The sequence below is a fragment of the Flavobacterium sp. EDS genome (genome assembly GCF_020991525.1).
In the GTDB taxonomy this organism is placed as follows: Bacteria; Bacteroidota; Bacteroidia; order Flavobacteriales; family Flavobacteriaceae; genus Flavobacterium.
Genome location: NZ_JAJMOZ010000001.1, coordinates 590,473 through 616,409, shown reverse-complemented (window position 1 = coordinate 616,409; position 25,937 = coordinate 590,473). Strand labels below are relative to the sequence as shown.

Sequence of the window (25,937 nt, the reverse complement as noted above, 5' to 3'; positions counted from 1 at the left end):
AAATGAGTAAATCAACAGACAATACTTTTAGTGTAGAAAAACCAGAAGAAAGTTCTGGTTTTTTGTTGTGGCAAGTAACTAATCTTTGGCAACGCGAAATCAAAAAGGCTTTAGAACAATACAATATTACTCATTCTCAATTTGTGCTTATGGCAAGTATACATTGGCTTACACTTCATAAACAAGAAGTAACTCAAATTATATTGTCATCTCATACTAAAATAGATCCAATGACGACTTCTACTGTATTAAGAACATTACAACAAAAAAATCTTATTACCAGACAAGAACACGTTACAGATACCAGAGCTAAAATTGTTGTACTAACTGAAATAGGAAGAGAAATTACAAAAAAAGCAATTGTGACTGTAGAAGCTTTTGACAAAAAATTCTTTTCTATTTTAGGCATAAATACTAAAAGCTTAAATCAGAATCTAATCACATTATTAAAACAAAAATAGTCTAAATATTATTAGAAGCGATAGGCCTTTTTATTACAAAACACTCTCAATCGTATAATACGTTTTGTTAATCTCAAATTTAAAACCAACTTTATTTCCCATCAAATGAGCTCCTAGTGGAGATTGAGGCGACAATGCAATAACATTAACTCCATCAATTGTTATTTTTGGTAAAGCTACACTCAAGTACAAATAAATACCGTTTGCCTGAACTAAACTTCCAATAATAATAGTTGAAGAAACAAAATCAGCATCTATTCTATCCAGAATTGCCTTTTGAGCAATCGCTTCTTTTAATTTATTAGTTAGTTTTTCTTGTTCAATATGCATCATTGACAAAGCTGTTTCATGCTTATCTCCTGCTGAACCTTTAGCATCATTTTTAGAATCTTCAGTTAATGCCGAAATCATGTCTTTAAAAACATCTATTCGATCCTGAACCATTTGTAAATAATAAGTATGTATTTTTTGTTTGAAAGTCATTTTTTTAAAGTACTAAGTTTCTTAGACACTGAGATACTAAGTTTTTTTTCTAACAACAAAGTATATCAGGCTCACGCAAAGGTCGCAAATTAATATATTAAAAAAAACTTAGCCTTGTATTCAGGAATAAAATAAATTCATTCCTGAATACAAGGCTAAAACATTTGCAAAACTTGCGTAAATCTTTGCGGTTAAGTCTTCTTAAAAATCAAATTTATAGTTTGCCCCAGCCATAATCTGAAAACCTTGAACTGGGTAATTTAACCATCTTTGGTAAGCCTGATTGGTAATATTATTTGCTTTTAAATAGAAAGTCAATCTTTCGCTGTATTTATACCCTACATGCGCATTTAAATCGAAATAGCTTTTTAATGTAATCGGACTTGCATCTATTCCTAAGCTAGTATTTACCTGCTCGTCTTTTCTTTCTCCTACATAAAATAAATTAAAACCTGCATACCATTGTTTAGTAACATTAAAATCTAAACTTGTACTTAATTTCATTGTTGGCAAATTCCAAGCTTCACTTTGGTGATCATTACTATAACTATTAAAAGTTCCGTTGATTCCGAAAGAAACATTCTCTGAAAAATCGGCTTTTAACTCTCCATAAAAACGCATTGTTGTCATATCATCATACACTACTTGAAAAGAGTTTCCAAAAGCATAATTCTCATTAGCTATATCTTCTGTATAATTATTGCTTTTAAACAATGCTTTATTTCTTTCGTTTACATATGACCCCTGAACTTTATAACTTACATTATTTGCTAATTTCCCTTTTAAACCTGCAAAAATATCAAACTGTTTATCTGTTGGATTAATATTTAATGTTGGAGATAAAAATGGGTTTTGATCCACAAAGTCCATATAAGTATTTTGCTCTAAATTCCCTTCCGCTCCAGCGTAAAAAATCATTAAATCACCAACTACCTTATACGAAGCAGTCACATTTGGATACACTAAAATTTTACTATTACTATTTTCATTATCTAAACTATAAAATAATTTAGCTCCTAAATTCAGCGTCCAATCATCTTGTTGCATTACAAAACTCGGTGATAATCCAAAATTTGTAAAACCGTATTTTATAGGCTGTAAATTTGTTTTCTCGTAATTATTCTCAAAACTTCCACCTACATAATCTACAATTACATCTGTATTAATAGATTGATCCATTATCTCTACTTTAAAAGACGGCTTTATGTAAAATCTATTTTCAGAAGATTTCAAACCATCCGAAAAGTGACTATATTTCATACTTGCTTTAGTAAAAATCCCATCACTGAAATCAATATTCCCTCCAAGATTAATTCCGTTATACGAATGCTTTGGACTTATACTACTAAGCAGCATTCCACGATCCTGCGGAGTTAAAGTTGAACCAAAATCAACTGGTAGTCCATACCAATTATAAATCTGATTTTGATATCCTAAATCAATACTCCAAGACATATCTCTATTTTTTACTCCATAGATCACATCTAATGAAGTATCATAAAATTTGTCATTAAGATCTATTCCTTTTATTCCTCCTTGTGATGATTGATGCTTAAACATTCCTGCTATATAATCATTGTTTCCTAATTCCTGCGCAACAAATAATTCAGCATTTAAATTACCATAATTCCCAACTCCTGCAGTTGCATAATTAGTAAATAAATGCTCTTTTTTAGCCTTATCTACTCCTTGGGCATTTCCTTTAGAAGGCGTAAAAGTCGATGCTACTGGAAAAGAAAAAATAGTATATTTAATCGTTTCTTTAGGAGCATTCCCTTCATCATTTAAAGAAGGGATTTCTTTTACCTTAAAAGCATCTGAAATTGTAGGCAAATATGCTTTTACCACATTTACTTCTTCGGTTCCAATTGTTTCTTCTTTCTTTTTTGTTTCATCCTTTTTTTGTGCCAAAGTCAACTGTGAACTTAGCAGTAAAAGAAAAGCGATATGTTTATTTTGGAAATTGATTTTCATATTTTATTTTTTTGAGAAAATAGAGAAAAGAGGATAGAAAATAGATTTCAATATCTATTCTCTTTATTCTATATTCTTTGTTCTATTTTCTACTTTGTAATCGATGAATTGGTTTTAGATTCTTCTGCTTTAATAGCACTTAATTCTTTTTCAGCTTCAGAAACCACATCTGGATAAGCTGTAAAATTCTGAATTACATTTTCTAAAATATAAGTCGCTTGATAACTATCTTTTAGCCCATAGAAATTTTTCGCCATTAGCACCAATCCTTTTGCTCCAAAATATTTAAATGATGAATAGTTTTTAGCTAATTTTTGTACTGCTGCATTTGAAGCATCATACTTATTTTCTTTATTTTTAAAATAAGCATCATAATACAATGATTCTGCTGCCAACTCTCCTTTTGATGTTGTAGCCAATTTTGCATAAGCTGTTTTAGCCTTATCTTCATCGCCAGATTTAATTGCTGCTCTTGCTACAATAATTTGAGCATCACTTTTTACATTTTCATCTGTTTTAGGGTTTTGCAATACTTTTTCTGCATATACAACCGAGTTACTATAATCATTTTTATCATAATAACATTTCATCAGATTCGCTTGCGCAAATGTTTTATTTTGAAAAGAATCTCCTTCGTTTTCTATACGAGATAAAACAGGAATTGCGCTGTCACAATCTTTAGCTTTTAAGAATATCTGAGCCAATCGCATTAAAGATTGCTCTGTATATTCACTACGAGGCTGCTCGATTACATATTGATAATTAGGGATCGATTTAGTTTCTGAGCCTTCTGCCGTATATGCTTGCGCTAATTTAAAATTCGCTTCCAGTGCATGGATTCCTTTTGGAAATTTACTCACATAGCTACTCAAACCTACAATCGCTTGTTTAGTATAATTTTGATCATATTGTTTTATAGCCCCTTCAAAAGTATCGTTATCCAAGTCGGCATCTGTAACTGCAACAAAATCCAGCGTACGTACCCAAGTTGCATATTCATCTACTTTTCCATTATCTACATAAATTAATCTCGCTGTAGAAACTGCTTCAAGAGCCTCTGGAGTTCTAGGGAAATCAGCTGCAACTTTTTTAAATTTCGCCAAAGCCAATTGATCTCTATCTGAGTTATAATAAATTAGTCCTTCACGTAAAATAGACTTTGCTGTGAAAGCTCCATTTTTAAACTCAGCAACCAATTGATCATACATTTTAATTGCCTGCTCTTGTTTTTTCACTGCAGCATATGTATTTGCTAACTCAAACATAGCATCATCACGATATTCTGATTTTTTATACATCTGAAGAAACCCATTAAGTTCTTCGATTTTTTTGTCGTTTTTATTCATAAAACCATAACAAATGGCTTTTTGAAAATAAGCATAATCAGCATCAACTCCTTTAAAACTCATCACTTTTGTATAAGCTTCCAGTGCCAATGCATACTTAGAGGTTACAAATCGACAATCAGCTAATCTTAAGTAAGAATCATGTAGCCTTGAAGTATCCTCTTTTGAATTATCAATTTGAGCTTGAAATGAATTGGCTGCATTATCATATTCTTTTAGTTTAAAATACGTATAAGCAATATTATAATTAACATTTTTAAACTCCGGAGTTGCTTTGGCAGCTGCCAAACCTGTAAATTGTTTATAACTGATTAAAGCATTTTTAAAATCATCATTCAGATACTCTGTTTCTCCTTTCCAAAAAGTAGCACGAGCTGTAAACTCAGGGCTTTTTTGTTCGTTAAGAGATTTCACAAACATCTTAGAAGCTTCTTGATAATTATTATCATTATACAATTCTAAACCTCTGTAAAAAAGCACTTTTTGATAAGCTAATCTATTCTCTGGAGATCTATTTTTTTCTAATAAGCTTAAAGCTTCACTGTAATTTTTAGACGAAATATAAGAATCTATCAATAACTTCTCTACTTCAGATTTACTAGAATTATTTGGGTATTTCTTCAAAAAATCAAGCAATACTACTGGTACATTTTGGTATGAATTCCCAATTTCGTAACTCAGCTTAGCGTAATTTAAACTTGCATCTTCTTGAATTGCTTTATCATAATCCATTTCGGCAGCATTCTTAAATGCATTTAAAGCTTGTTGCTTTTTATCAGTATTTAAATAACTCTGACCTAAATGATAATATGCATTTTGTGCTACAAAATCTTTTCCTTCAATAATTTTATTGAATTGTGAGATAGCATTTTCGTAATCTTTTTGCTGATAGTAAGCATATCCTAATTGGTAAAAATCAGTATTATTCCATTTCCCCTTTTTACCTTTATATTGTACTAAAAACGGAATTGCCTTATCATATGCTTTTAAATTAAAATAGCTCTCTCCGATAATCTTATTCAATTCTGACTTTTCGATTTCATTTGATTTCGGCATTGCTTTTTGCCCTAAATCAATTGCTTTTTGGAAATTCCCTAATTTAAAATTCATATCAGCCTGATAATACGAAAGCTTTTCTTTGTATTTCTCTTCTCCTGAAACCTCATCAAAATATTTGGTTGCTTCTTTATAATCATCGCCTTCATAAGCCATAAATCCTAAATAATACTTGGCTTGAGAACCATATTCAGGAGAATTCACCACCTTATTAAAATAAGTTGTTGCTTCTTTTTTCTTTTTAGAATTAAAGTAACTGTATCCTTTCTGGAAGTTAAATTTATCTAAATCGCTCTTGCTCATATAGCTTTCATCTACACGATCAAACCACTGCAATGCTTTTGGATAATTTGCCTGGTCGAAAAAATAATGAGCTACTTCAATGTAAGCTTGATTTTGTTTGGTGCTTATTGGGTAATCCTCAACAAAACGCTCCATAAGCTCATCAGCATTTGGCTGATTGGTTCTTATGGCGCAATTAGCAATATAATAAGTACAATCTGCCTTTACTTCTTCTCTCGCATCTTTTTCTTTTACTTTTTCGAAAATAATCTGAGCCGATGCATATTGTTTGTCATTATATAAAGAAACTGCTTTGTCAAAATCCTTTAAATCATAGGTATAAATAGCCGACTTTTGTGCCGAAACCTTAATCGATAAAAGGAAAACTAGTATAAAAATTAACCGTGAAAGTTTGTGCATTGTGATTTTAATTTAATTTTCAAATGTATCATTTTCTACTGGGTATAACGAATTGGTTTTAGTATTTATTATAAACAAAACCACAACTATCATCATTTAACACTCTTATAAAAGCCAACATCCACACACTTATAGCCTTAAATAATGGTATATAAAGGACTATTTCTTTAAATGAGGAAATTTTATTTTGAATACAGCCGTTAACTTATTACTTTTACCATTCAAATTAATTTTATCATGTCACAAACCGTACTGTCTCTTAAAGATGTAGCTATTTATCAAGAAGGAAAAAATATTTTATCTCATGTAAATTTAGAAGTAAAACATGGAGAGTTTATTTATATCATCGGAAAAACAGGTTCTGGAAAAAGTAGTTTCATGAAAACTTTATATGGCGACTTACCATTAACAGAAGGTGAAGGTCATATTGTTGACTTTGATTTGGCTACCCTAAAAGAAAATGACATTCCGTATTTGAGACGTAAAATTGGGATTGTATTTCAAGATTTTAAATTACTTCCAGACAGAACTGTACAAGATAACATGCTTTTTGTACTTAAAGCAACGGGATGGGTTGATAAAGAAGGAATGGAACGTAAAATCGATGAAGTTCTTGATAAAGTTGGTATGAAAGAATTTACTCAAAAAATGCCTCATCAACTTTCTGGTGGAGAGCAACAACGTGTTGCAATTGCAAGAGCTTTACTAAACGATCCTGAATTTATTCTTGCTGATGAGCCTACAGGAAACCTAGATCCTCAAACAAGTTCAGAAGTTCTTGAAGTTTTAAGAAGCATCAATGCACTTGGAAAAACCATTATCATGGCAACACACGATTATGCATTATTAATGAAATTCCCTTCAAAAACATTAAAATGTGAAGATGCCAGAATTTTTGAAGTAGTTCAGAGAACGGTGTAATACACTTTTAAATTATTTTTCAAAAACTAAGATATCTTGAAAATCTAATAGGGGCTTATCTCCTCTTTTAGACCAAGTTCCGTATATTTTATTCTCAATTTTTAATTTACTTAGCCCTGCCATTTTATATAAATACTTTTCATTAAAAGCGATATTAGCTGATGGTACTTTTTCATTCATCAATCTATATCCTTCATTTTTATATGGAAAAATATAAGTTCCGTTATTGTTTGAAATCATACTCTCATTAATTTCATCATAAACAAAAAATGTAGCTAAACATCTTCCACCAGGCTTTAATACTCTATAAATTTCATTAAGATAATTTTGAATCTCTAATGGTTGCATATGTGTGAAAACTGAAAATAAAAACACAGTATCAAAAGAATTATCAAGATAAGGAAACGTAAAGTTTTCAGCTTTTTGATTTGTTAAGCTATACAAATCATTGTTTAAAGGGATATGCTGAAAATTGAAATTAGGAAAATTTATCGTTATATTATTTTTACACCAACTAATGCCTTTCTTAACCAAATCAAATCCCTCGTAGCTACTATCAGCTAATAAATAGTTAGTAAGTGGAACTGCAACTCTACCAATACCACATCCAACATCCAGAACCGAATGATTTGGTTTTAGCTTTGCATACTCTATTAGAAGCTTAAGATGATGTTTCCCTTGCTCTACGAAGTCTCCCGAGCCAATAAAATATCTCCTTTATTTGGAACCATTTTCTTTTTACGTCCACTTAATGAATTGAACAGATCAAAAGGAGAGTAATATATTTTTCGTGCAACAAGTCTTGATTTTGGAGAAATAAAATAATAAACAGATCTTAAATTCATTTTCAGTGTTTTACTTTTATATAAACTTGATATCATTTTTATTAACAAAGAGATTTTTTTAATAAAAAGTATTTTCTTTACAAATATATTTTAAAAAACGACAATTAATGCTTTCCATTCTTATTCCAGTATATAATTACAATATTTGTCCTCTTATCAAGGAGTTACATAGGCAATGTTTAGAATCTGAAATCGAATTTGAGATTATTTGTCAGGATGATGGATCAAATCAATACTTAATTGAAAATAACGAAATAAACTTATTAAAGAATACTTCTTATACTATTTTAGAACATAATATAGGTCGTAGTGCTATTCGGAATGTATTGGCTCAGAAAGCTTACTTTGAAAACCTCCTTTTCCTTGATGCTGATACATTACCAATTCATTCTAATTTTATCTCTAATTATATTCTTCAAATAAATATCGAAGAAAAAGTAGTTTACGGTGGAATCCAATATCAAAAAGAGAAACCCATAAAATCTGAAGTCCTAAGATGGGTTTATGGAAAATCAAGAGAAGCATTAGTAGTTGAGAAAAGACAAGAAAATCCACATATTTCCTTATTAACATTAAACTTTTTGATTACAAAATCAATCTTTAAAAAAGTATGTTTCAATGAAGAAATTCCAAATTTAAGACATGAAGATACTTTATTTTCTTTCGAATTAAAGCAAAATGACATTCAAATAATCCATATTAATAATCCTGTTTATCACCTAGGAATTGAAAACAGTGAAACTTTCTTAAAAAAATCGGAAGAATCTGTAAGTGGATTAAAATATCTAGTTGACAAAAAGCTTATTGATATAGAATATGTCAAACTTTCGTATTATCATAAAATGATAGACAAGTATAAACTTTCTGTAATTTATGGAAAATTATTTTTGCTTTTAAAATCATCATTAAACAAAAACTTATTGAGTAATAATCCCTCACTTTTTATTTTTGACCTATATCGGTTGGGTTTTTATTGCACTTTAAAAAACTAAATATATGCCTTTTTTTTCAGTCGTTATTCCGTTATACAATGCATCTAGTCATATTGAAAATACTTTAAAGAGTGTTTTCGACCAAACCTTTACAGATTATGAAATTATTATAATAGATGATGGATCTAGTGATGATAGCAAAATCAAGGTTCTCAGCTTAAAGAACCCTAAAATAAGTTTATACAACCAACAAAACCAAGGTGTCTCTGTTGCAAGAAATTTAGGAATCGAAAAATCTAAGGGAAAATTAATTGCTTTTCTAGATGCAGATGATTATTGGTATTTTAATCACTTAGAAACACTATTTAAATTATATAATGACTTCTCCAACTGCGGTATTTATTGCTCTCGCTACAAAATAAAAACAATATCAAAGCAATTTTTAATACCACATCACAAGGGAGTCGAAAAGTCATTTTCAGGGATTATCGAAAACTATTTTTATTCGAATACCCCATTTCGAACAACATGGACTTCGAGCTTAGCAATTCCAAAGGAAATACTATTGAAATTTGAAGGTTTTACACCTGGAGTTACAAATGGTCAAGATTTAGAATTATGGACAAAAATAGGCATTCATCACAATGTAGCAATTAGTAATAAAATTACAACTATTTATAATTATGACATACCTAATAGTTTATCTAAAAAGAACATTAATACGATGAAATTAATGGATTTTCAGCAGTTTAAAATACCTGAACAGCAAAACCCTTCTCTTAAATTTTTTTTGGATTTATACAGAATTGAATACAGCTTACGTTATCATACATTTGGATATAAAACCGAAAAAAATTTTTATTTAAAAGATGTTGATAAACAAAATATTAATTTAAAGATTCAATTTTTATTAAATCTACCCAGTTTTTCTTTGCGTATACTTTTTAAAGTAAAAAATTATCTAAAAAAAAAGGGGCTATACTTTTCTATTTATGAGTAGAATAACTAATGAACTCCTCAAAATCTCTTATATAATCAGTTTCTATATAGACCTCCGAAGCCACTACCAAACAAACAGAACCTGAAGAAAAATTCTGCAGTTCTCTCCAAATTCCAGGTTTAATCAACAAACCTTCAAATGGTTTATTCAAAGTAATATTTTTTGACTCTCTCCCATCATTTAAAACAACATCAAAACTACCGCTTAATGCAACTAAAAATTGTTGCAAATTTTTATGAGCATGCCCTCCTCTTTCTGCCCCACTTGGAACATCATACAGGTAATACACTCTTTTAATATCAAAGGGAACTGTGTCGTGTTCTATTACGGAGAGATTTCCTCTTCGCTCTTCTATTTTAGGAATTGAGATAATTTGTATCCTGTTATTATTTATTTCCATACTTCGTCATATCAAATTTTTCATGCCCTCTTTTTGCACTTTTCAAAGCAGTTTTAATATTTTTTAATCGTATTTTTTTCTGTTTTAAATCAAAAAATAATTTGATAAAAATCCAAAAAATATATTTATTTTTAAATATTCTTGAAAATAGCGCACCTTGAATGTAATACTTATTAGTTATATTTTTCTTTTCTGAAGAAGTTTGACTTTCATGCATTACAATTATTTGCGAATCAAAAATAAGCTGTTGATGTATTGCTTTTAAATCAGATAGAAAAACAGCTTCCTCACCCATTTCAAAAGTTCCTCCTAAACCAAAACGTTCATCAAATCGAATATTAGATGCGTCAACAATCGCTTTGTTCAATGTCATTTCTATTGAGCTCACATTCAGTATATCGAAGATATTCAAATTAACTTTAGAACCAGAAGGATATTTTTTAATTAAATCTCTATTTGAATTTATCACTGAAAAATTTATTACAGCCGCTTGAGGAAACTTATTATAAGCATTCATTACTTTAGCTGTAAATCCTCCCTGATAAACAATATCATCATCAGCAATAACAAGAATTTTTCCAATAGCATTATCAAGAGCCAAATTTCTGCTTTTTGCCAAACCTTTTTCAAACGAATTTATAACTCTTACTTTAGAATAACTCGAAGTTAGAATTTTCTCATTTTGAGTTTGATTAATAATTAAAATAGAAAAATTAGAAAAATGTATAAACGGAAACATCGCAACCAAAAAATCCAATGAATCTTGATTCATTGTAGAAATTAAAATCTCAATGTCATTTTCCAGAAAAGTCTTTATCATTTTTAATTATATGCTTACAAATATAGATGTTATTTTGAAAATAAAACAAAGCAGAATTACAGAAAAAAACAAGGAATTATTAATTATAAAAAGACAACATATTAGAATGATTAGGTATTTATAACACTTTTTTGGAGAATAAATTACTATTTACTATTCCAAAAATCAACATATTGTTGAGCCACTTGTATATAATTATGATGCTGCTCTACAAATCTTCTGCTATTTTCTGAAATTTCAGAAATAATCATTTTATTCTCTATTAGTTTTTCCAATTGGCTGTAAATATCCTCTTTCACAGGAAATACATTAATAATTGGACGATTATTATTTTCATTTAACAATTCGTACATTTCTGGTTCTCCTCCTCCTATTAAAACCAAACCTTGCGCCATACCAATTAGACCATTCATACCAGGAGTGTATGAATAAACCTGGTCTAATAAAACATCTGATTCCGACATAATTTTCACATATTCCATCCAAGGTAAGGAAGTAACTTTATTTACTACAACCTCTTTGGGGTAAGCTTGCTGAATTTTCATCACTTCTTCAAGAAATAAATCAGTGCCTTTCAATTTCGTTTTAAACTTTTGAATACCAATAAAAATTTTGATTTTATCCTCTTGAATTCCTTTTTGTTTATACTGAAGCAAGTCAGTATTAATAGGCAAAGGAATATATTCTAATTTATCTTTATAGTAAGGTTCATACGCTTTATAATACTCGTACAAACATGAGATTATACCAGTACACGTTTCTGCAATTTCAATATTTGCATCTTGAAATTGATTTCCTAACCATTCACACTTATAAATATCAAGAGGCTTTTCTCCGATAAATAAATCAGTATATCTAAGTGTTTTATTTTCTAAACATAACTTCTCCCAAAAATAATCAGTCCCAAATGCACCTAAAAAAACTTTATCATTATTTTTTAATAAAAATCTGTAAAAATGAAGATTTCTTTTAATCTTTAAATCCAAAAATGAAGGGTTATTAATCTGTACGATATCATAACCTGTAAATTTCTTAAAAATATTATGTACTCGGCCCAAGTATTTTACTGAGTTGAAAAAATCGTATCCAGGGCGAAACAAATCAATATCTCTATCATTTCCCATCCATTTGCACCCATCAGAAGCTACTGCAACATCATGCCCTAATACTCTTAACCCTTCTGCTAATGTATAATGAAGAGCACTATATTCACCTAATAAAAGAATTTTCATATTTTTTACATTATTATATTCAGCAAAAAAATAAAATGATCTTTCCTGAAATAAACACTTCAAATTATAAAATCAAAAGAAACACGTTTCTCTAACATAGTCTTTAAGTCTTATTTTTAATTAGAAAGCCTATATCTCCCTATGCTATAAAGATTATTTTCATAAATATGCATTCAACAAACTCATAACTATTATAACATATTAAATTTTTAAAGTATTATCTTTTTTTAAACTCAAAAATAATTTAAAAATTTCTTTTAGCTCTTCTAGTTTTAATATCCAGCAAATGGATAAATACGCTGAAACCCCAAAAATAGTTCCTAAAAATAATTGAAATATTAAATTATCTATAAAGTAACATATCGCAAATACTAAAACTGCCATTCCTATTGTTGCTGTAAAAATGGGTAGCATATCCTTTAATTGTTGCATTGCCCCGTAACCATAAAACTTACCTGGCAAATATGCATTTATTATGAATGATATCGCTGATGTAATAACATGACCAATAATAATTGATTTTATACCTAATGGAATTGTAATTATCATTGCTAAGATAGTTAAAGGTAATTTAGACAGATCAACTTTTAAAAATAAGTCTGAGCGACCAATTGCATTCAATAAATTCATATTAATTGCACTCATAGGAAAAAAAACACGAGCAAAAACCATCCATTGCAAAAGTGGAATTAAAGAGATCCATTTTTCTGTAAGTAATAATATAACAATTGGTTTGGCCAACAAAGCAATCAGAGTCATTAAAGGAATAATAAAAAAAGCTGACATTCGAATCATACGACTGTAAACAGAAACTAGTTTTTCTTTATCATTTTGTAATGATGCAAGAACTGGAAAAGTAGCTTGTTGCAAGATGCTGACTATAGTTCCAGCCGATAAATCGGCAAAATTCTTTGCTCTTGTATAATAGCCTAGTGAAGTAATTGGATAAAACTTACCTATACAAATATTATATATATTATTAAGAACTTGGGCATACAAACCAGCAATTAATAATTTTGATCCATAACCAAATAAAGATTTAAATGCCGTTTTTGAAAAAATAACAGAAGGTTTCCAATTACTTAAAAACCAAAAAGATAAAGATGAGCTAAAAGCTCCAATAAGCATTTGAATAACTAATGACCAAACTCCATATCCATTCATTGCAGCTACTACTCCACACAATCCGCCAGTAATAATTCCAACAACATTACTTTTTGCAATGGACTTAAAATCAATCTCAATTGTCAGTTTAGTTCGTTGAACTATTGCAAAAGCATTTAAAAACAAAACCAAACCTAAGATTCTTGTCAAATCAATTAATTGAGGTTGCTTAAAAAAAGAAGATATAAAAGGTGCTGAGAAAAATAATACCAAATAAAAAAAACTGCTTATAACTAAATTGAATACAAATAGAGTCGAAAAATCAACTTTAGATCTATTTTGACGTTGAATTAAAGCTATTCCTAATCCACTTTCGATAAAAGTCTGTGATAGCGCTATAAAAATAGTTAACACCCCTATTAAACCAAAGTCTTCAGGCAATAAAATGCGTGCAAGTATTACACCTACAACAAATTGACCGAACTGAGCAGCAAATTTATCTACGGCAGACCAAATAATTCCTTTAGTAGCTATTGCTTTTAAAGAGATCTTATCCATTTATTAAATGTTTAATTTATTTTTTTTTAATTTGTTCAATCAAAATATCATTATACTCTTTACTAATTATAAATAAAATCTTAAGCTAAAAAACAGTCTTAAATTATTGAAAGATCTGGCTCTCTAAATAATCCAATATGTTTTCAGATGCAGTTAATTTATTTTTAGGAATCAGGTTATTTTGCACAAAATTATTACGTTGCTCTTTCATACAATCGTTTTCATTCAGCACAACATTTTCAATAAAATCTATAACTTGCTCTTTGTTTCTAGATTGATAATGTGCTTCGATTGCTTTTTCTCCGAAAGCATTCCAATAGTCCATTACCGATTCATCTCTAATCATGAAAAGCGATGGTTTTCCTGTAATAAGATATTCTGCCATAAATGAACCACTATCATGTATTAGTGCATCTGATGTCAAAAAAAGATCAATATAATAACCATCTCCAAACTGACCATTTTCGATATTTATCCATTTATTAAAGTAACAATCGGTTTTTTCTTTACCCCAATTTGGGTCATTTTCCAATTTAACTCTTAATAAAGGATGCGGATTGAATGCAATTTGTATTTTATCCTTATAATTAATCGCCAATTCTAAAAAGAAATCATAGTACTCCAAAAAATTAGATACTTTACTTAACTCGTTCATTAAATGATGTGGTGTCCATATAATTCTTTTTAAGGCGGGATTCTTATTTTTCCAAACTTCTTTTGGACGTTTATTAATTAAAAGCGGATCAAATGCTGGATAACCTGTTACAATTCTATTAATCCCTTTATTTCTTTGCTCTTTGGATGCCATTTTTTGATGAATCTCTGTTTCCGAAAAAATTTTCCAAACTAGATTGTGAAAATCTAAATTATAGGTAAACTCATAATTAACCGTTGGGATACTATAAGGTACATAACATGTTAAGGTGTTTGAAAATTGATTTATATAGTATCTGTAATCTTGTATCCCTTTATAAGGACTAGTGTAAAATACTATATCAGGTGAAAAGCTCTTTTTTATGTCTAAATACTTTCCTGTTTCATTATTATATGTTTTGATAACTTTATATCCTTTATTTTTAAATGATTTAAACGATTTGTCCATTTCAAAAAGCATATTTTCCACACCATAATTAACAATTGGACAAACAAATATTTCTGGTTCGAATCTTGGATGCTCTAACATTAAATTAAAAAGCATATCATATTTCCATACTGATTCATGCGTCAAAAAGAAAGCGACTCTTATTTTTTCTTTTTTTCTAACAATTTCAAGTGCATTTCTATGTCTATCAGGTGCTTTTTTAATTAAATATTCTTTATAGATGTATCTAAGTTTTAACGATTCATATATTTTAAAAAATGAAAGCCAGATTTTTTCTGGTACATATCGTTTAATACTTAATTTAAGTTCATGCCTTTTTGCAAAATCCATTTAATATTGGTTTAAAATATCAACTATATAACTCACTTCATTATCTGTCAAAACAGAACTAATCGGCAAACTCAAAACCTCGTTATGTATCTTTTCAGTAATAGGAAAAGATAAATTATTCCATTGTGGGAAGGCCTCTTGCTTGTGTAAAGTAGTAAGATAATTAACTATTATAATTATTTTTCATCCTATCAAAAATAATTATAATAGTTAATTATCTTGAAAACATTGAGTCATCTGCAACAACTACAGCCAAAACTAAACAATTTCCCACTAAAATTAGATCAAAATATAATAAAGTCATTTATATAGTTTTTTCAAAAATACCAAATTTAAATAATGACACTTATTTCTTTCCTAATAAATCCTTTACTTGATTTTTAAGCTCTTGAATATCTTTACTTTGCTGTTCCATTTCTTTATTTTGCTGAATTAAATAAAGAGTTAACTCTTCTATTTTTTCCTGTTGTATTTTTGCCGTTTCTCCAAGTTCTAAACCCTTTTCTGTGACTTCTTTAGCAGAAGGCACATTGGGTAAATGGCCATTTTTAGCTATATATTTTTCAACTTCTTTTAATTAAGTAATCTATAATCTTTACTAAAAACATAATCTGCCCAAGTAGTATAAACTTTTATTTCCTCTGCTCTTATCTTTCCTTTTACTGATAATCTATAAGTATTCGCTCCATCCGTAAAGTTTGATGTTCCTATACCTAAATTAGAGTCTGTTAAAATGTTTCCTTATACCTTAGCATTACCTCCTTGAACAAATATTTTATTGTTAAGCTACTCGAGGTGATTAGAATATCCTCCAATTACAACACGATTGTTTGCTTTTCCTAACTGCATTTATACATTATCTTTTCCATCTTCATAAATTTTGACTATTTCTGCTAGGCTTTTATTATTCATTATAAACTGTCTATATCCATTAGTTTCTAATCGAAATTGAAAACGGGTTTTAGCATTCCTGTCTCCCATATGAAATACAGATATTGGCAATGGATGTGTATTTTAACTGGGATAGTCTAAAATATTAAACATACGTAAATTTGTTCCTGATTCTACAATTGTTACACTATAATGCCTCAATTTAAAAAAATAATAACCCTAAAATTCAATTCTTAAACCTATTTGATTTATACTTGCTAATAAGGTTGTTTTAGGAGCAGGTTTATAATTATCTACCAAGCCGTCATTGTATTTTGAAAGAGCTGATTTGATTTTTTTAGGAAAACCAATTTTAATAGGGATAGAAGCAACAATCAAAGCTCCACCAATAATGGCAGCAGTCATATTTGTTGGTTCAGATTTTACTGAAGGGTAATATCCATTTCCAGGATAAGATGTAGTACTATTATCTGTATTCATACCGATAATTAAGTTCGTTGCCACAAGACCTATTCCCCCATAAAAAAGAACATTCCCCCATGTTTTTTTGCTTCTCCCTGCATTATAAAGGCTTAGTGCGTCACTATTATTAGCTAAAAGTTGTCGAACTTCATCGGATGATAATCTTTTGTTTTCTCCATTATAAACGGTTCCTCCACTTTTATAAGTAAGCTGTTGCGAAAAAGCTGTTAATGATAATGTTAAAAATAAGCAGGTAATAATTTGTTTCATGAATTTTATGTTTGTTATTAATTTTGTAAATATTTTATTATTGTGAACATGGAAAGAATTTCTGCACTATCGTTCCGTTTGACATATCCCCTTCAGAGGTATAGCTTTACGATTATTCTAGTCATTGTTATAATTCTAATGGCACTTTGTTGGATTTTAAGTTACCTATAAAAAACTTGTATCCTTTCTGTTTGATAGAATCTATCTTTTTTTTGGGAAATTTACTATCGATAAATTCTTGTTTAATAAAATATTCAATTTCACATTTATATTTTTCCTTCTTATTTAATTTGTAATACATAATTGTTTCTTCATCTATTTTTTGAATTAAATCAAAAGTCAAATTAAATTTTACTTTGCTCTTTTTTTTTATAAAAATTAGACTTATTTTATCATGAAGAGAGTGTTTTTTTATTTTTAATTTTTCATATTGTTTTTCATCATATGAGATATCTTTAACCCAGACTGAATTTTCTTTGTTTTTATTATCCGAAATAAGTAGTTGAGGATTTATAAATTGCTTTTGATAATAGTAATACTCTTTCCCTCTATCAGGGAAAAGAGTATCCATTATAAAACAATAATTTGTATTTGAATTGTTGTTTATTTGAAAAGTAATCATTTCCCTATTTTTTATTTTCGTGTTGACTATATGTAATTCAATATCTAAATTTTTATATTCAGAAAAATTTAAAAATAGAACACATAATAATAAAAATATTTTTTTCATGAAATTTTATTTAAAACCGTTCAATAATTTATTCCAAAGATTTGCATATGTATTGGGGTAGCATACCCAGCTGCTTTTAAACGCCCTACGATATCTTGCCTTTAAACTATTCTATGAACATAATATTTAGTCCACTAACTAACAATCTGGTACCTCACCTTGTCAAAAAAACATCATAGACATTAATTCACTATATCTATCCTTTTTCCACTATCATTAACAAAATATCAAAATCTTTTATTGTCTGAATATTTTATAGACACTCTACAAGTTTTGTCAATTTTTTTTGAAAACAAATATATTTCATACTGGTATGTTTCTGAAGATAATAAAACAATACAATCATCTATTATATTTTGAATTATTCTATCCCTATACCTCAATAATTTCTCATTAATTTCTACATTTTTCAAAAACAATCTACTTGCAAAATGAGTTACTAATTTTTCTTTTGGATCTTCTTTATTTAAAATTTCAGGCTTAATTTGCATTTGCCCAACGTTTTTTAAAACTGGTTTAATAAATAGCTGTACATCAACCTTGGGATATTCCCATTTTAAAGTTTTATTGTTTTTTAAGGAAGTAAACCAGGTCCGGATTTTTTTTTTACCATTTACTAGTTTACTCTGAATTTTCGTGTATTCTTTTGTTTCTCAATTTTGACTTTTTTAAAAGTGTACCGTCCAGAAATGATGATACACAAAAAACTATTTTTATGGAATGTTCTTATGTAAAACGCACTCAGAAAGATTACACTTTAAGTTCTAGTCTTCAAATTGTTAAATAAATATCATTTCTTTATTTTCCACTTTTACTCTAAAACTTTTATTGGTACTTTATTTTTAGATTCAAGAATACCGTGATAAATTTTAGCATTATTAATTTCTATTGTTTTCAAAATATCTCTTGGTAATTTATTACTAGAAATCAATCTATCACTAGCAATTGATATTGTTGCATAATAATTTTTATTAGAATTTAAATTCACAAATCCTATACGATTCCCATCGAATTTTTGAAACTTTTTTATAAAAATTGGATACTCAAAATAAAGTTCTTCATTTGGATGAATAAAAATTCTTTTATCTTCAATATCAAATGTTTCAAAATAATCCAAAGTGTATTTGTATCCCAACCATTTACTTGTTGAGTCCGCTTCATTTTTTATAAAATCATAAAATGATTTTGTATCAAAATTGCCATAATCAGTCAAATCTTGTTTATACTTTACTTCTTTATTAGTATTGCTATCAAAAACAAAAATATTTACTCCATTTTTATAAATCCCTTCTTTATAAACTTCTGCCCCTCTTATCATTTTATTTATATAATATATATTAGAAGAATTATTCTTTATCGAATAACGAATTATGTTAACTGTATCTTTTGAACTCTTATCTGAAAATGTATAAAGGCTATCGTTTTTAAAAGTTATTTCTAAATCATTCTTTGAAATAGATTTTTTTTCAGTACAATTATATAAACAAGATATACTAAATACGAAGATTAAAGTTTCTATTAAATGTTTCATTTTTATTAGTATTAATTTCTAGCCTTATTCCATTTCATAACCATTCTGTTATAATACATTCCAAGACCATCATTTACATATGGACTTGCATCCCCCATTCTATATTGATGAGAATATGCATCATACTCCATCGCATCTCTATATCCACCCTCTCCACCATAATCATTCCCATAAAGTTTTTTCCAATGTTCAACTCTTGAAGAACTACCTAAATAAGGTGCAAAATATTGATATGCGTGTCGATACTCGTGAAATAAAATAGAAGCATATTTATAATTAGTAGTTATTTTACTTGGATTAATATATACGTGCCCATCTGTGGTATGAGCAGTATCTCTACCAATTAAATCAAAACTTACTTCTGGACTACCTGCTTTAACAAAATCATTACCTAGTCCATCAACAGCTCCATTTATATCTCTAATACCCTTTTGACTAAAATCAGGTTTACCAAATGGTTTAATACTACTTCCTTTTTTAAACCTTGAGAGTAATTCTCTTCTTTCTTCCATTTTATGCACTGCGTGATTCAGTCCAGAAACTACTAATCCTGTTACTGCTCCTTGCCAAAAGTTCCCTCCTGTAAGCGCAGCACCTGCTCCACCAGAAACAGTCCCAAAAGCAATCATACCTAAGTCTCCAGTCCCTGCTCCAAGACCTGCATGTTTTGCCATTGACATTGTATAATTACCATTATCGGTAATGGTTTCACCTCCACTCCATGCACTCGCAGCAATACTACTCAATGCTCCTGCAGCAAAACCACTCCAGAATTTACCTCCAGAAATTGCCGTCATAGTTCCTTGAAAAGTACCATGCGAAACAGCCTGAAATGCTGCTTGTGAATAGAAATTCGTAAATAGATTTTCAGCTCCACTACCGATACCAAAAGTAACTGCTGCACTTGCTGCACCTATAAACGTAGCTTTTACTAAGCCACCAACAGTAAATGGCACATCGGCTAGTAATGCAGTTACAGTATAGGTTAATGCTGCTATGGCTGCTCCGATGCCTATTGCAACTCCTAAAGTGATTTCTTCCCCACTCGGATCAGTATATTTTAACGGGTTATTAAGAACGTAAGCGTAACGATTATAGTTTTGTGTATTTTCAATTTGCTGAATAAAATTATCTGGTTGTAAAAAACGGTGCAATTTCGGGTCATATAAACGGCCATTCATATTGATAAGCCCCATACTTTGTATGTGCTCATGTCCTGTATAACCACGATCCAAAACTGTTAAGCCATCCAGAGTTACACCTGTACCATTTTGTACTTTGATTATCGCTCCCCAAGCGTCATAAAGACGTTTTTCGACAATAGTTGCGTTATTATCTGTAATAGCGATAATACTACCCTGATAATCACGATGTAAATATAAATAATTTGCAGAATTTATGCCATCCGATTTTAAAACAATAGATGCCGTGTAGCCATCGCCTCCTATATAAGTTACGAATTCTACAGTTCCTGTTGTTTTGTCTTCTTTAATCTCCATCGATCCATCGGCAGAATAATGCTTGCGATAGCGACGTTGTAATTTATCATCTTGCAATCCGCCATAAAACATGGTGCTACGATCATTACCATCATTATAAGCAAAATTTATATAATCGTTGTAAGTTCCATCACGACCTTGTTCTCTTATTCTTACAGGACTTTTAAAAGTATTGTAAGTAACTTCTATTCCCATTTTAGGAGCTGTGTTTGCTCCAGATCCTCTGTTTTGGTAATAGGATAAAGCTTCAGGAGTTAACGTAATCGAATTATTTTGATATGTTTTATTAGGTACAGTATAGTTGTATGTTCCTACGCTATTTTGAGAAATTTTACCTTTGACATCGTAACTCTGAATTTCTGGAACTCCCTGCGCGTTGTAATAACTTGTTAAACGGTCTAATTCATCGTATTTAAAATTTTCATTCCAGTTAAATAAGTTATTTGTTCGGTTGGTTAGGTTACCTCTTTTTGGTTCAAAAGTGGTTGTTAATGTCATAATATTTACAGGAGCTGTTCCTGTTTTATCATGTTTAAACTTTTCAGCATAACCATATTGGTCATACGTATTGTTAATCACGATACCATTTCCTAAAGAAGCACCTGTAAGCTGTCCTCTTTCGTTTAGAGCATTGGTTTGCCATAAAACTTGTTGTGTTGCATCATCGACTATTTGCCAAGGAAAACCATTTTGGTAGGTGTTCTTTACTGTTTTAGCACTTGTTTTGCCACTTGCTGAAGCTGTCGACGTTTCCTTGTTAGCTCTTCCGTAAGTGTCATAGGTCAGTTCTTTTGTGAAAGTAGCATAAGGAGTTGTTTCAATAGTTCTGGATAATCTTTTATAAGTATCATACTCATAGTTATTGGTAATAACGCTGCTCTCAAATGTATTTGTAAAAGTACTGCTTGTAATTTGGTTTAAACCATTATAGGCATAAGTAGTTTTACTATCGGTATTCGTACCTTTAATTGTTTTTTCTGTTGTTTTCCCTGCATCATCATACACAAATGAAGTAGTACCATTAGGCGTAGTTTCTGTTTTCATTTGCCCAAATGCATCATAGGAGTAAGTATAGGTACCAGCACTTGGGTCGGTCATGGCAACTTTATTACCCCATCCGTCAATAGATACTGTTACTTTATTTCCTTCATAATTGGACTCTTTAAGGCTTCCGTTAGCATAATAAACAAAATTGATCGTACCTCCAGGATCGGTAGTTTGTATTTTGTTACCCAGTGCATCTACTGTAGCTGTGGTAGTTCTTCCATCATCAGTGCTAGTTGTAGTTAATCCATTATATGCTATTGTCTGTATTTTGTCAGTCGGTAATGTAATTTTTGTTGGCCTCATTAAATGATCGTATTCATATAAAGTCCATAGTCCAGGGGAAGACAAACTAGGTTCACTTTCTTTAGTCTTCCTTCCTAATGCATCATAAACAACCTGTTTAGACACCATAGAATTAACGGTAAATCCTTTTGTAGTAGTAATAACGGGTCTTCCTAATACATCAAAAACTGTAATAGTTTTAGAATCGATATTAGTTGTATTAGTTGTGGTATATCCACCATCAGATCGTTTTTCATACACAATGTTGGTAACAAGAGGCGTTTGTGAGGCATTGGTAATCGTACTAGTGGTTAATTTACCCCAATTATCATATACAAAATCGCTAACGACTCCCATATAATCGGTAGATTTAGTTACTTGGCCTAATGCGTTATAAGCATAATTGGTAACAAACCCCTGGTTATCTGTTTTTTTAATTACAAATCGTTTCGTACTGTCATATTCATCGGTAATCATTCGGGCAGCTACTGGGACTGAAGCTGCTGGAGCACTTACTTTTTTAGTCAATAAATTTCCTACTGTATCATAGGTCATATCCTCTATAATGGCATAGGTATTATGTCCTTTTTTTTCTGTTTTAGTTAAATTTGTTCCTGTATAAACATATTTTTCCTCAGCTGTTCGGGTGTCACCAGTATAAATAGTAGAAGAAGTATTTACTTTTTTTGGTCTTCCTATATAATACCCACTACCAATTCCTGTTGGATTGTTATCATATTGAGTATCGACTATTGTTGTACCTTGTAAGGTTCCTCCACTATATTGTTTTGACACGCTTCGGGTTTCCAAACCAAAATAACTTTTGCTCTCAACAGTACCGTCATAGGTAAAAGTAGTTTCATTTTTTATACCTGTAAGATGATCTACAGTAGTTTGTTTGGTTAATAATACATTATAAACGCTACTATTTGTTGTTGGTGCATTTTCGCTTTCTATAAAGGGATAGGCCCTGAAAATACTATTATCACTTGCTTTTGCGCTAAATCCTGGTTTTAAAATTATTTGTGGGGCCAGATAATTAACATTTAAATCATTATTTATAGCAGATGATGCTGTAATCGAATTACTTGCTTTGGTAGTTTCACTAGCAGTTACAGGATTTATAATATTTATTTCACTAGGCAAGGGAACAGATGGTGTATTGCCTCCTTTAGAATAGGTTGCAAAAACATTTGTTTTAGTACTCAATAAATCAGTTGGGATAGCAGCAAAAACAGTTGATGCGTTTGTACTCGACCAAGTAATCGTATTAGCCCCTCTAAGATTGGGATCATTGTATTGGGTAGTCCATATTTTAGCATCGTATGGAGATAGATACCAACTACTTCTTGTAGTTTTTGTAAAACCTACTGTACCGTAATTATAATTAGATACATATCCTCTATATCTAAAATCCTGATATTTTGAAATACCATTTATTGTTGCTGTAAGTTTAGAAACTAAAAAACTCTCTGGATTTCGAATAATTTCTATATCAGGATAAAGAGCAGTTTCACTAGAAGAATAAAAACCATTGATATCTCCTAAACCACTTCCAGTAGTTTGCATTGGCATATATTCGATAGTTTGCTTAATATTTCCACTAGCCTCTGTCACCGATTTTAATCTGTTATCAGTATTTACATTTTTATTAAATTGATAATACTCAATTCTATTGTAATGTCCTCTAATAAGTACTAGATCGGTATTAGCACCATTATATCTAAAATTAGAAGCTAAAGGAATAGGAATATCAGGAGAGTTAGAATTTAAGTGGACATACCCTAAAAATGGATGTTTAGTATCAGAATTATAAGTTAAAGGGAAAGTTTTAGTACTTAAAGTGTTTCCTATATTATTAGTAAATGCTGTTATTTGCCACTCCGTATTATGATCATTTATTGTCCATTTTGGTTTATAATATTTTCTCCAAACACGCACTAAATCAGATTTACCATCTTTATCTACATCCATAGCATAATAAGTACTATAATGCACCTGTGTAGAGTAATCACTACCATCTCTGCTTGTATCAGGTCTATATTCTACAATAGTATGAGATTCTTTAGTGAAAAAATCACCCCCAGCAGGATTTGGATTACTATAATAAATATGCCATAGGGCATGACCTTCTCCTCCTTCAGAGTCAGGCAACATAATATCGGTTTTTCCATCCCCATTGAAATCTCCTAATAATAATTGCTTAGAAGGGGTATATTTATCTAAAACTCCAGAACCAATTATTTCTATTTCAATCCATGGAGCAACAGTTAGTTGCTTAAAACTCAAAACTTGATAGAACTTTCCATTTTGATTTATTGATAAAATATCCGATTTGCCATCTCCATTAAAGTCTCCGACTAAATTTTTATAGTCAAAAAAATCCAAGGAATTAAGTATTATATTCGTGTTAAGTTTTACGAATCCTTTACTTCCCATGATCGCTGAACTGTTCGGATTTAAATCTACTATATAATAATCGTAACCATCATTTACAACTTCATAAAGGCATCGAATTTGAAATTCTTCACCTTCACCAAGAACTGCTTCTACTATATTTTGTTCATTTCTTGCTGAAATTATAAAAGCCTCTGAAATTCCATCTCCATTAAAATCACCTTCGTAATAATTATTATACTTTATTTCATACTGATCTCTTGGACCATTCTTGCATCTTGGATCCAATTCATTGGTTACTTTGTTATTAAGCGTAATTGTTTTTGTAAAAGCATTTGGGAAAGCTCCATTTGCAAAATTATAGAATTCAAAATCAATACTCTCTAGTTTCTCAATCACTCTAACCACTGATTGAAATTGATTAAGTTTATTATTTGATAGAGTTGTAGCTGCAATTAGTTTTTCAGTCCCATAAATAAAAGGCAAAGTAATAGGGGCATTTCCACTATCCTCATTAAATAAATTGGTATAAACTTTATTTGCCTCTACAAAATCTAGCCTTCCGTCTCCATCAAAATCACCTCCAAGTCTTATTTTATCAAAACTAAGTGAGTTAGAATACTCTTTTTCCCTCCTTACATTATTTGTAGGAGAGGATTCATACTCAAAAATAACAGGATTAGAAGCCTCGTTTTGTCCATTGAATTCCTGTACCTGAGTTACTCTTTCATAACCTAAATCAGGGTCTGCTTCCTGAGTGAGTTGGTATTTTCTAAATAAAAGATTATTTGAATAAACCTGAATGTTATCTAAAATTTTAGTGGCATATATTGGAACACCTTTCATATAATCCCTTTCTATTCTTTTAGCATCTTTGTAAATAAAAGCTATTTTATTTTGAGTAGTAATTCCTACAGTAGTATTTCCGCTAAATGTAATAGTATCAATATACAATTGATTGGTATTCTTATAAGAAACTGTTGTATAATTATAACTAATATAATTTCCATTAGGATCCTCATAACGTACAATATACCATGAGTTTACAGAAATCGAGTTTTGAAGATTTCCGGATCCTTGTGACCCATACCAACTTCTTGAACCATCGGGAGCTGTTACAACAAAATAAGTTGTAGTTCCTTCTGTTTTTAATTCAATTTTAGTATTGCTTTTGTACTCTGTTTCGTAAGTTGATCCAGGTACCCAATACGTTCCTGTTTTTAATAGTAATCGTTGTCCATCAAGAGCGAGTTTATCATCTGCATCAAAATCCACTCCATCAGTAAAGCCATCAATATCCCTTCTGGTTGCCATACGGCTAATCGCAGAAATACTATTAATGCTCCAGCCTTGCCCAGCAATACCTCCTCTTATCCCACTACTATAGGCAAGGTTTATAATTGGCGCTACGCTTTTTATACTTGGCGGGATAGCAATAGGTAAAGTATAGGTTGCTGTACCGGAGTTCGAAATTTGTAATTCTCCTTTGGTATCAGTAAAATTTTGAGAAAATAAAATATGAGTAATAAAAAATAAAATTAGTAGGTAAAATTGCTTCATAT

The 25,937-nt window shown here is 30.1% G+C and carries 22 protein-coding genes; 4 read left to right on the top strand and 18 right to left on the bottom strand.

Going from position 1 to position 25,937, the window contains the following annotated elements; genetic code table 11:
- Positions 1 to 2 precede the first annotated feature (2 nt).
- On the top strand, positions 3 to 461 hold the full coding sequence (locus LPB87_RS02710) for a MarR family transcriptional regulator (RefSeq protein WP_195735050.1): 459 nt from the start codon (positions 3 to 5) through the stop codon (positions 459 to 461).
- Between the two features lie 33 nt (positions 462 to 494).
- Here the strand turns inward: LPB87_RS02710 and LPB87_RS02705 are convergent, their stop codons facing one another.
- From LPB87_RS02705 to LPB87_RS02695, 3 genes are all read right to left on the bottom strand, one after another.
- On the bottom strand, positions 495 to 944 hold the full coding sequence (locus tag LPB87_RS02705; RefSeq protein ID WP_230604847.1) for a hypothetical protein: 450 nt from the start codon (positions 942 to 944) through the stop codon (positions 495 to 497).
- A gap of 201 nt (positions 945 to 1,145) precedes the next feature.
- Complete coding sequence (locus tag LPB87_RS02700; RefSeq protein WP_230604845.1) at positions 1,146 to 2,918, bottom strand: TonB-dependent receptor; 1,773 nt, start codon at positions 2,916 to 2,918, stop codon at positions 1,146 to 1,148.
- A gap of 89 nt (positions 2,919 to 3,007) precedes the next feature.
- A complete protein-coding gene (locus tag LPB87_RS02695) occupies positions 3,008 to 6,022 on the bottom strand; it encodes a tetratricopeptide repeat protein (protein WP_230604844.1) in 3,015 nt (1,004 codons plus the stop codon).
- A 237-nt stretch (positions 6,023 to 6,259) separates the two neighbouring features.
- Between LPB87_RS02695 and LPB87_RS02690 the strand changes: the two genes are divergently transcribed.
- Positions 6,260 to 6,943, top strand: coding sequence for an ATP-binding cassette domain-containing protein (locus LPB87_RS02690; protein WP_230604841.1), 684 nt, complete (start codon positions 6,260 to 6,262; stop codon positions 6,941 to 6,943).
- Positions 6,944 to 6,955: 12 nt separating this feature from the next.
- Here LPB87_RS02690 and LPB87_RS02685 read toward each other — a convergent pair whose 3' ends face one another.
- Positions 6,956 to 7,597 carry a class I SAM-dependent methyltransferase gene (locus LPB87_RS02685; RefSeq protein ID WP_347348920.1) on the bottom strand — a complete coding sequence of 214 codons (642 nt, stop codon included), beginning with the start codon at positions 7,595 to 7,597 and terminating at the stop codon, positions 6,956 to 6,958.
- A 29-nt stretch (positions 7,598 to 7,626) separates the two neighbouring features.
- On the bottom strand, positions 7,627 to 7,788 hold the full coding sequence (locus LPB87_RS02680; RefSeq protein ID WP_230604836.1) for a hypothetical protein: 162 nt from the start codon (positions 7,786 to 7,788) through the stop codon (positions 7,627 to 7,629).
- 107 nt (positions 7,789 to 7,895) lie between these two features.
- Between LPB87_RS02680 and LPB87_RS02675 the strand changes: the two genes are divergently transcribed.
- Entirely contained in the window at positions 7,896 to 8,780 is an 885-nt protein-coding gene (locus LPB87_RS02675) for a glycosyltransferase family A protein (RefSeq protein ID WP_230604835.1), read from the top strand.
- A 4-nt stretch (positions 8,781 to 8,784) separates the two neighbouring features.
- Complete coding sequence (locus LPB87_RS02670) at positions 8,785 to 9,720, top strand: glycosyltransferase family 2 protein (RefSeq protein WP_230604832.1); 936 nt, start codon at positions 8,785 to 8,787, stop codon at positions 9,718 to 9,720.
- Here the strand turns inward: LPB87_RS02670 and LPB87_RS02665 are convergent.
- From LPB87_RS02665 to LPB87_RS02605, 13 genes are all read right to left on the bottom strand, one after another.
- The gene (locus tag LPB87_RS02665; protein ID WP_230604830.1) at positions 9,707 to 10,120 is read right to left on the bottom strand and encodes an FdtA/QdtA family cupin domain-containing protein; all 414 of its coding nucleotides are present in this window, start codon (positions 10,118 to 10,120) and stop codon (positions 9,707 to 9,709) included. The genes LPB87_RS02670 and LPB87_RS02665 overlap by 14 nt on opposite strands.
- On the bottom strand, positions 10,107 to 10,940 hold the full coding sequence (locus LPB87_RS02660; RefSeq protein ID WP_230604828.1) for a glycosyltransferase family A protein: 834 nt from the start codon (positions 10,938 to 10,940) through the stop codon (positions 10,107 to 10,109). The genes LPB87_RS02665 and LPB87_RS02660 overlap by 14 nt, the downstream gene beginning before the upstream one ends.
- Positions 10,941 to 11,086: 146 nt before the next feature.
- Positions 11,087 to 12,172: a hypothetical protein gene (locus LPB87_RS02655; protein WP_230604826.1), complete on the bottom strand. Its 1,086-nt coding sequence runs from the start codon at positions 12,170 to 12,172 to the stop codon at positions 11,087 to 11,089.
- Positions 12,173 to 12,373: 201 nt separating this feature from the next.
- Positions 12,374 to 13,834, bottom strand: a complete 1,461-nt coding sequence (locus LPB87_RS02650; RefSeq protein ID WP_230604824.1) for a lipopolysaccharide biosynthesis protein — start codon at positions 13,832 to 13,834, stop codon at positions 12,374 to 12,376.
- Positions 13,835 to 13,937: 103 nt separating this feature from the next.
- Positions 13,938 to 15,266 (bottom strand): CDP-glycerol glycerophosphotransferase family protein, encoded by a 1,329-nt coding sequence (locus LPB87_RS02645; protein ID WP_230604822.1) that lies wholly within the window; start codon positions 15,264 to 15,266, stop codon positions 13,938 to 13,940.
- Entirely contained in the window at positions 15,267 to 15,437 is a 171-nt protein-coding gene (locus LPB87_RS02640; RefSeq protein ID WP_230604923.1) for a DegT/DnrJ/EryC1/StrS family aminotransferase, read from the bottom strand. It abuts the gene before it with no gap.
- Positions 15,438 to 15,612: 175 nt separating this feature from the next.
- Positions 15,613 to 15,795, bottom strand: a complete 183-nt coding sequence (locus LPB87_RS02635) for a hypothetical protein (protein ID WP_230604820.1) — start codon at positions 15,793 to 15,795, stop codon at positions 15,613 to 15,615.
- 320 nt (positions 15,796 to 16,115) lie between these two features.
- Positions 16,116 to 16,268, bottom strand: a complete 153-nt coding sequence (locus tag LPB87_RS02630) for a hypothetical protein (protein ID WP_230604818.1) — start codon at positions 16,266 to 16,268, stop codon at positions 16,116 to 16,118.
- Between the two features lie 108 nt (positions 16,269 to 16,376).
- Positions 16,377 to 16,889: a hypothetical protein gene (locus LPB87_RS02625; RefSeq protein WP_230604816.1), complete on the bottom strand. Its 513-nt coding sequence runs from the start codon at positions 16,887 to 16,889 to the stop codon at positions 16,377 to 16,379.
- Between the two features lie 127 nt (positions 16,890 to 17,016).
- The gene (locus LPB87_RS02620) at positions 17,017 to 17,619 is read right to left on the bottom strand and encodes a hypothetical protein (protein ID WP_230604814.1); all 603 of its coding nucleotides are present in this window, start codon (positions 17,617 to 17,619) and stop codon (positions 17,017 to 17,019) included.
- Between the two features lie 227 nt (positions 17,620 to 17,846).
- Positions 17,847 to 18,110, bottom strand: a complete 264-nt coding sequence (locus tag LPB87_RS02615; protein WP_230604813.1) for a hypothetical protein — start codon at positions 18,108 to 18,110, stop codon at positions 17,847 to 17,849.
- 320 nt (positions 18,111 to 18,430) lie between these two features.
- Positions 18,431 to 19,150, bottom strand: coding sequence for a hypothetical protein (locus LPB87_RS02610; RefSeq protein WP_230604811.1), 720 nt, complete (start codon positions 19,148 to 19,150; stop codon positions 18,431 to 18,433).
- Positions 19,151 to 19,161: 11 nt separating this feature from the next.
- On the bottom strand, positions 19,162 to 25,935 hold the full coding sequence (locus LPB87_RS02605; RefSeq protein WP_230604809.1) for an RHS repeat-associated core domain-containing protein: 6,774 nt from the start codon (positions 25,933 to 25,935) through the stop codon (positions 19,162 to 19,164).
- Positions 25,936 to 25,937: the final 2 nt, after the last annotated feature.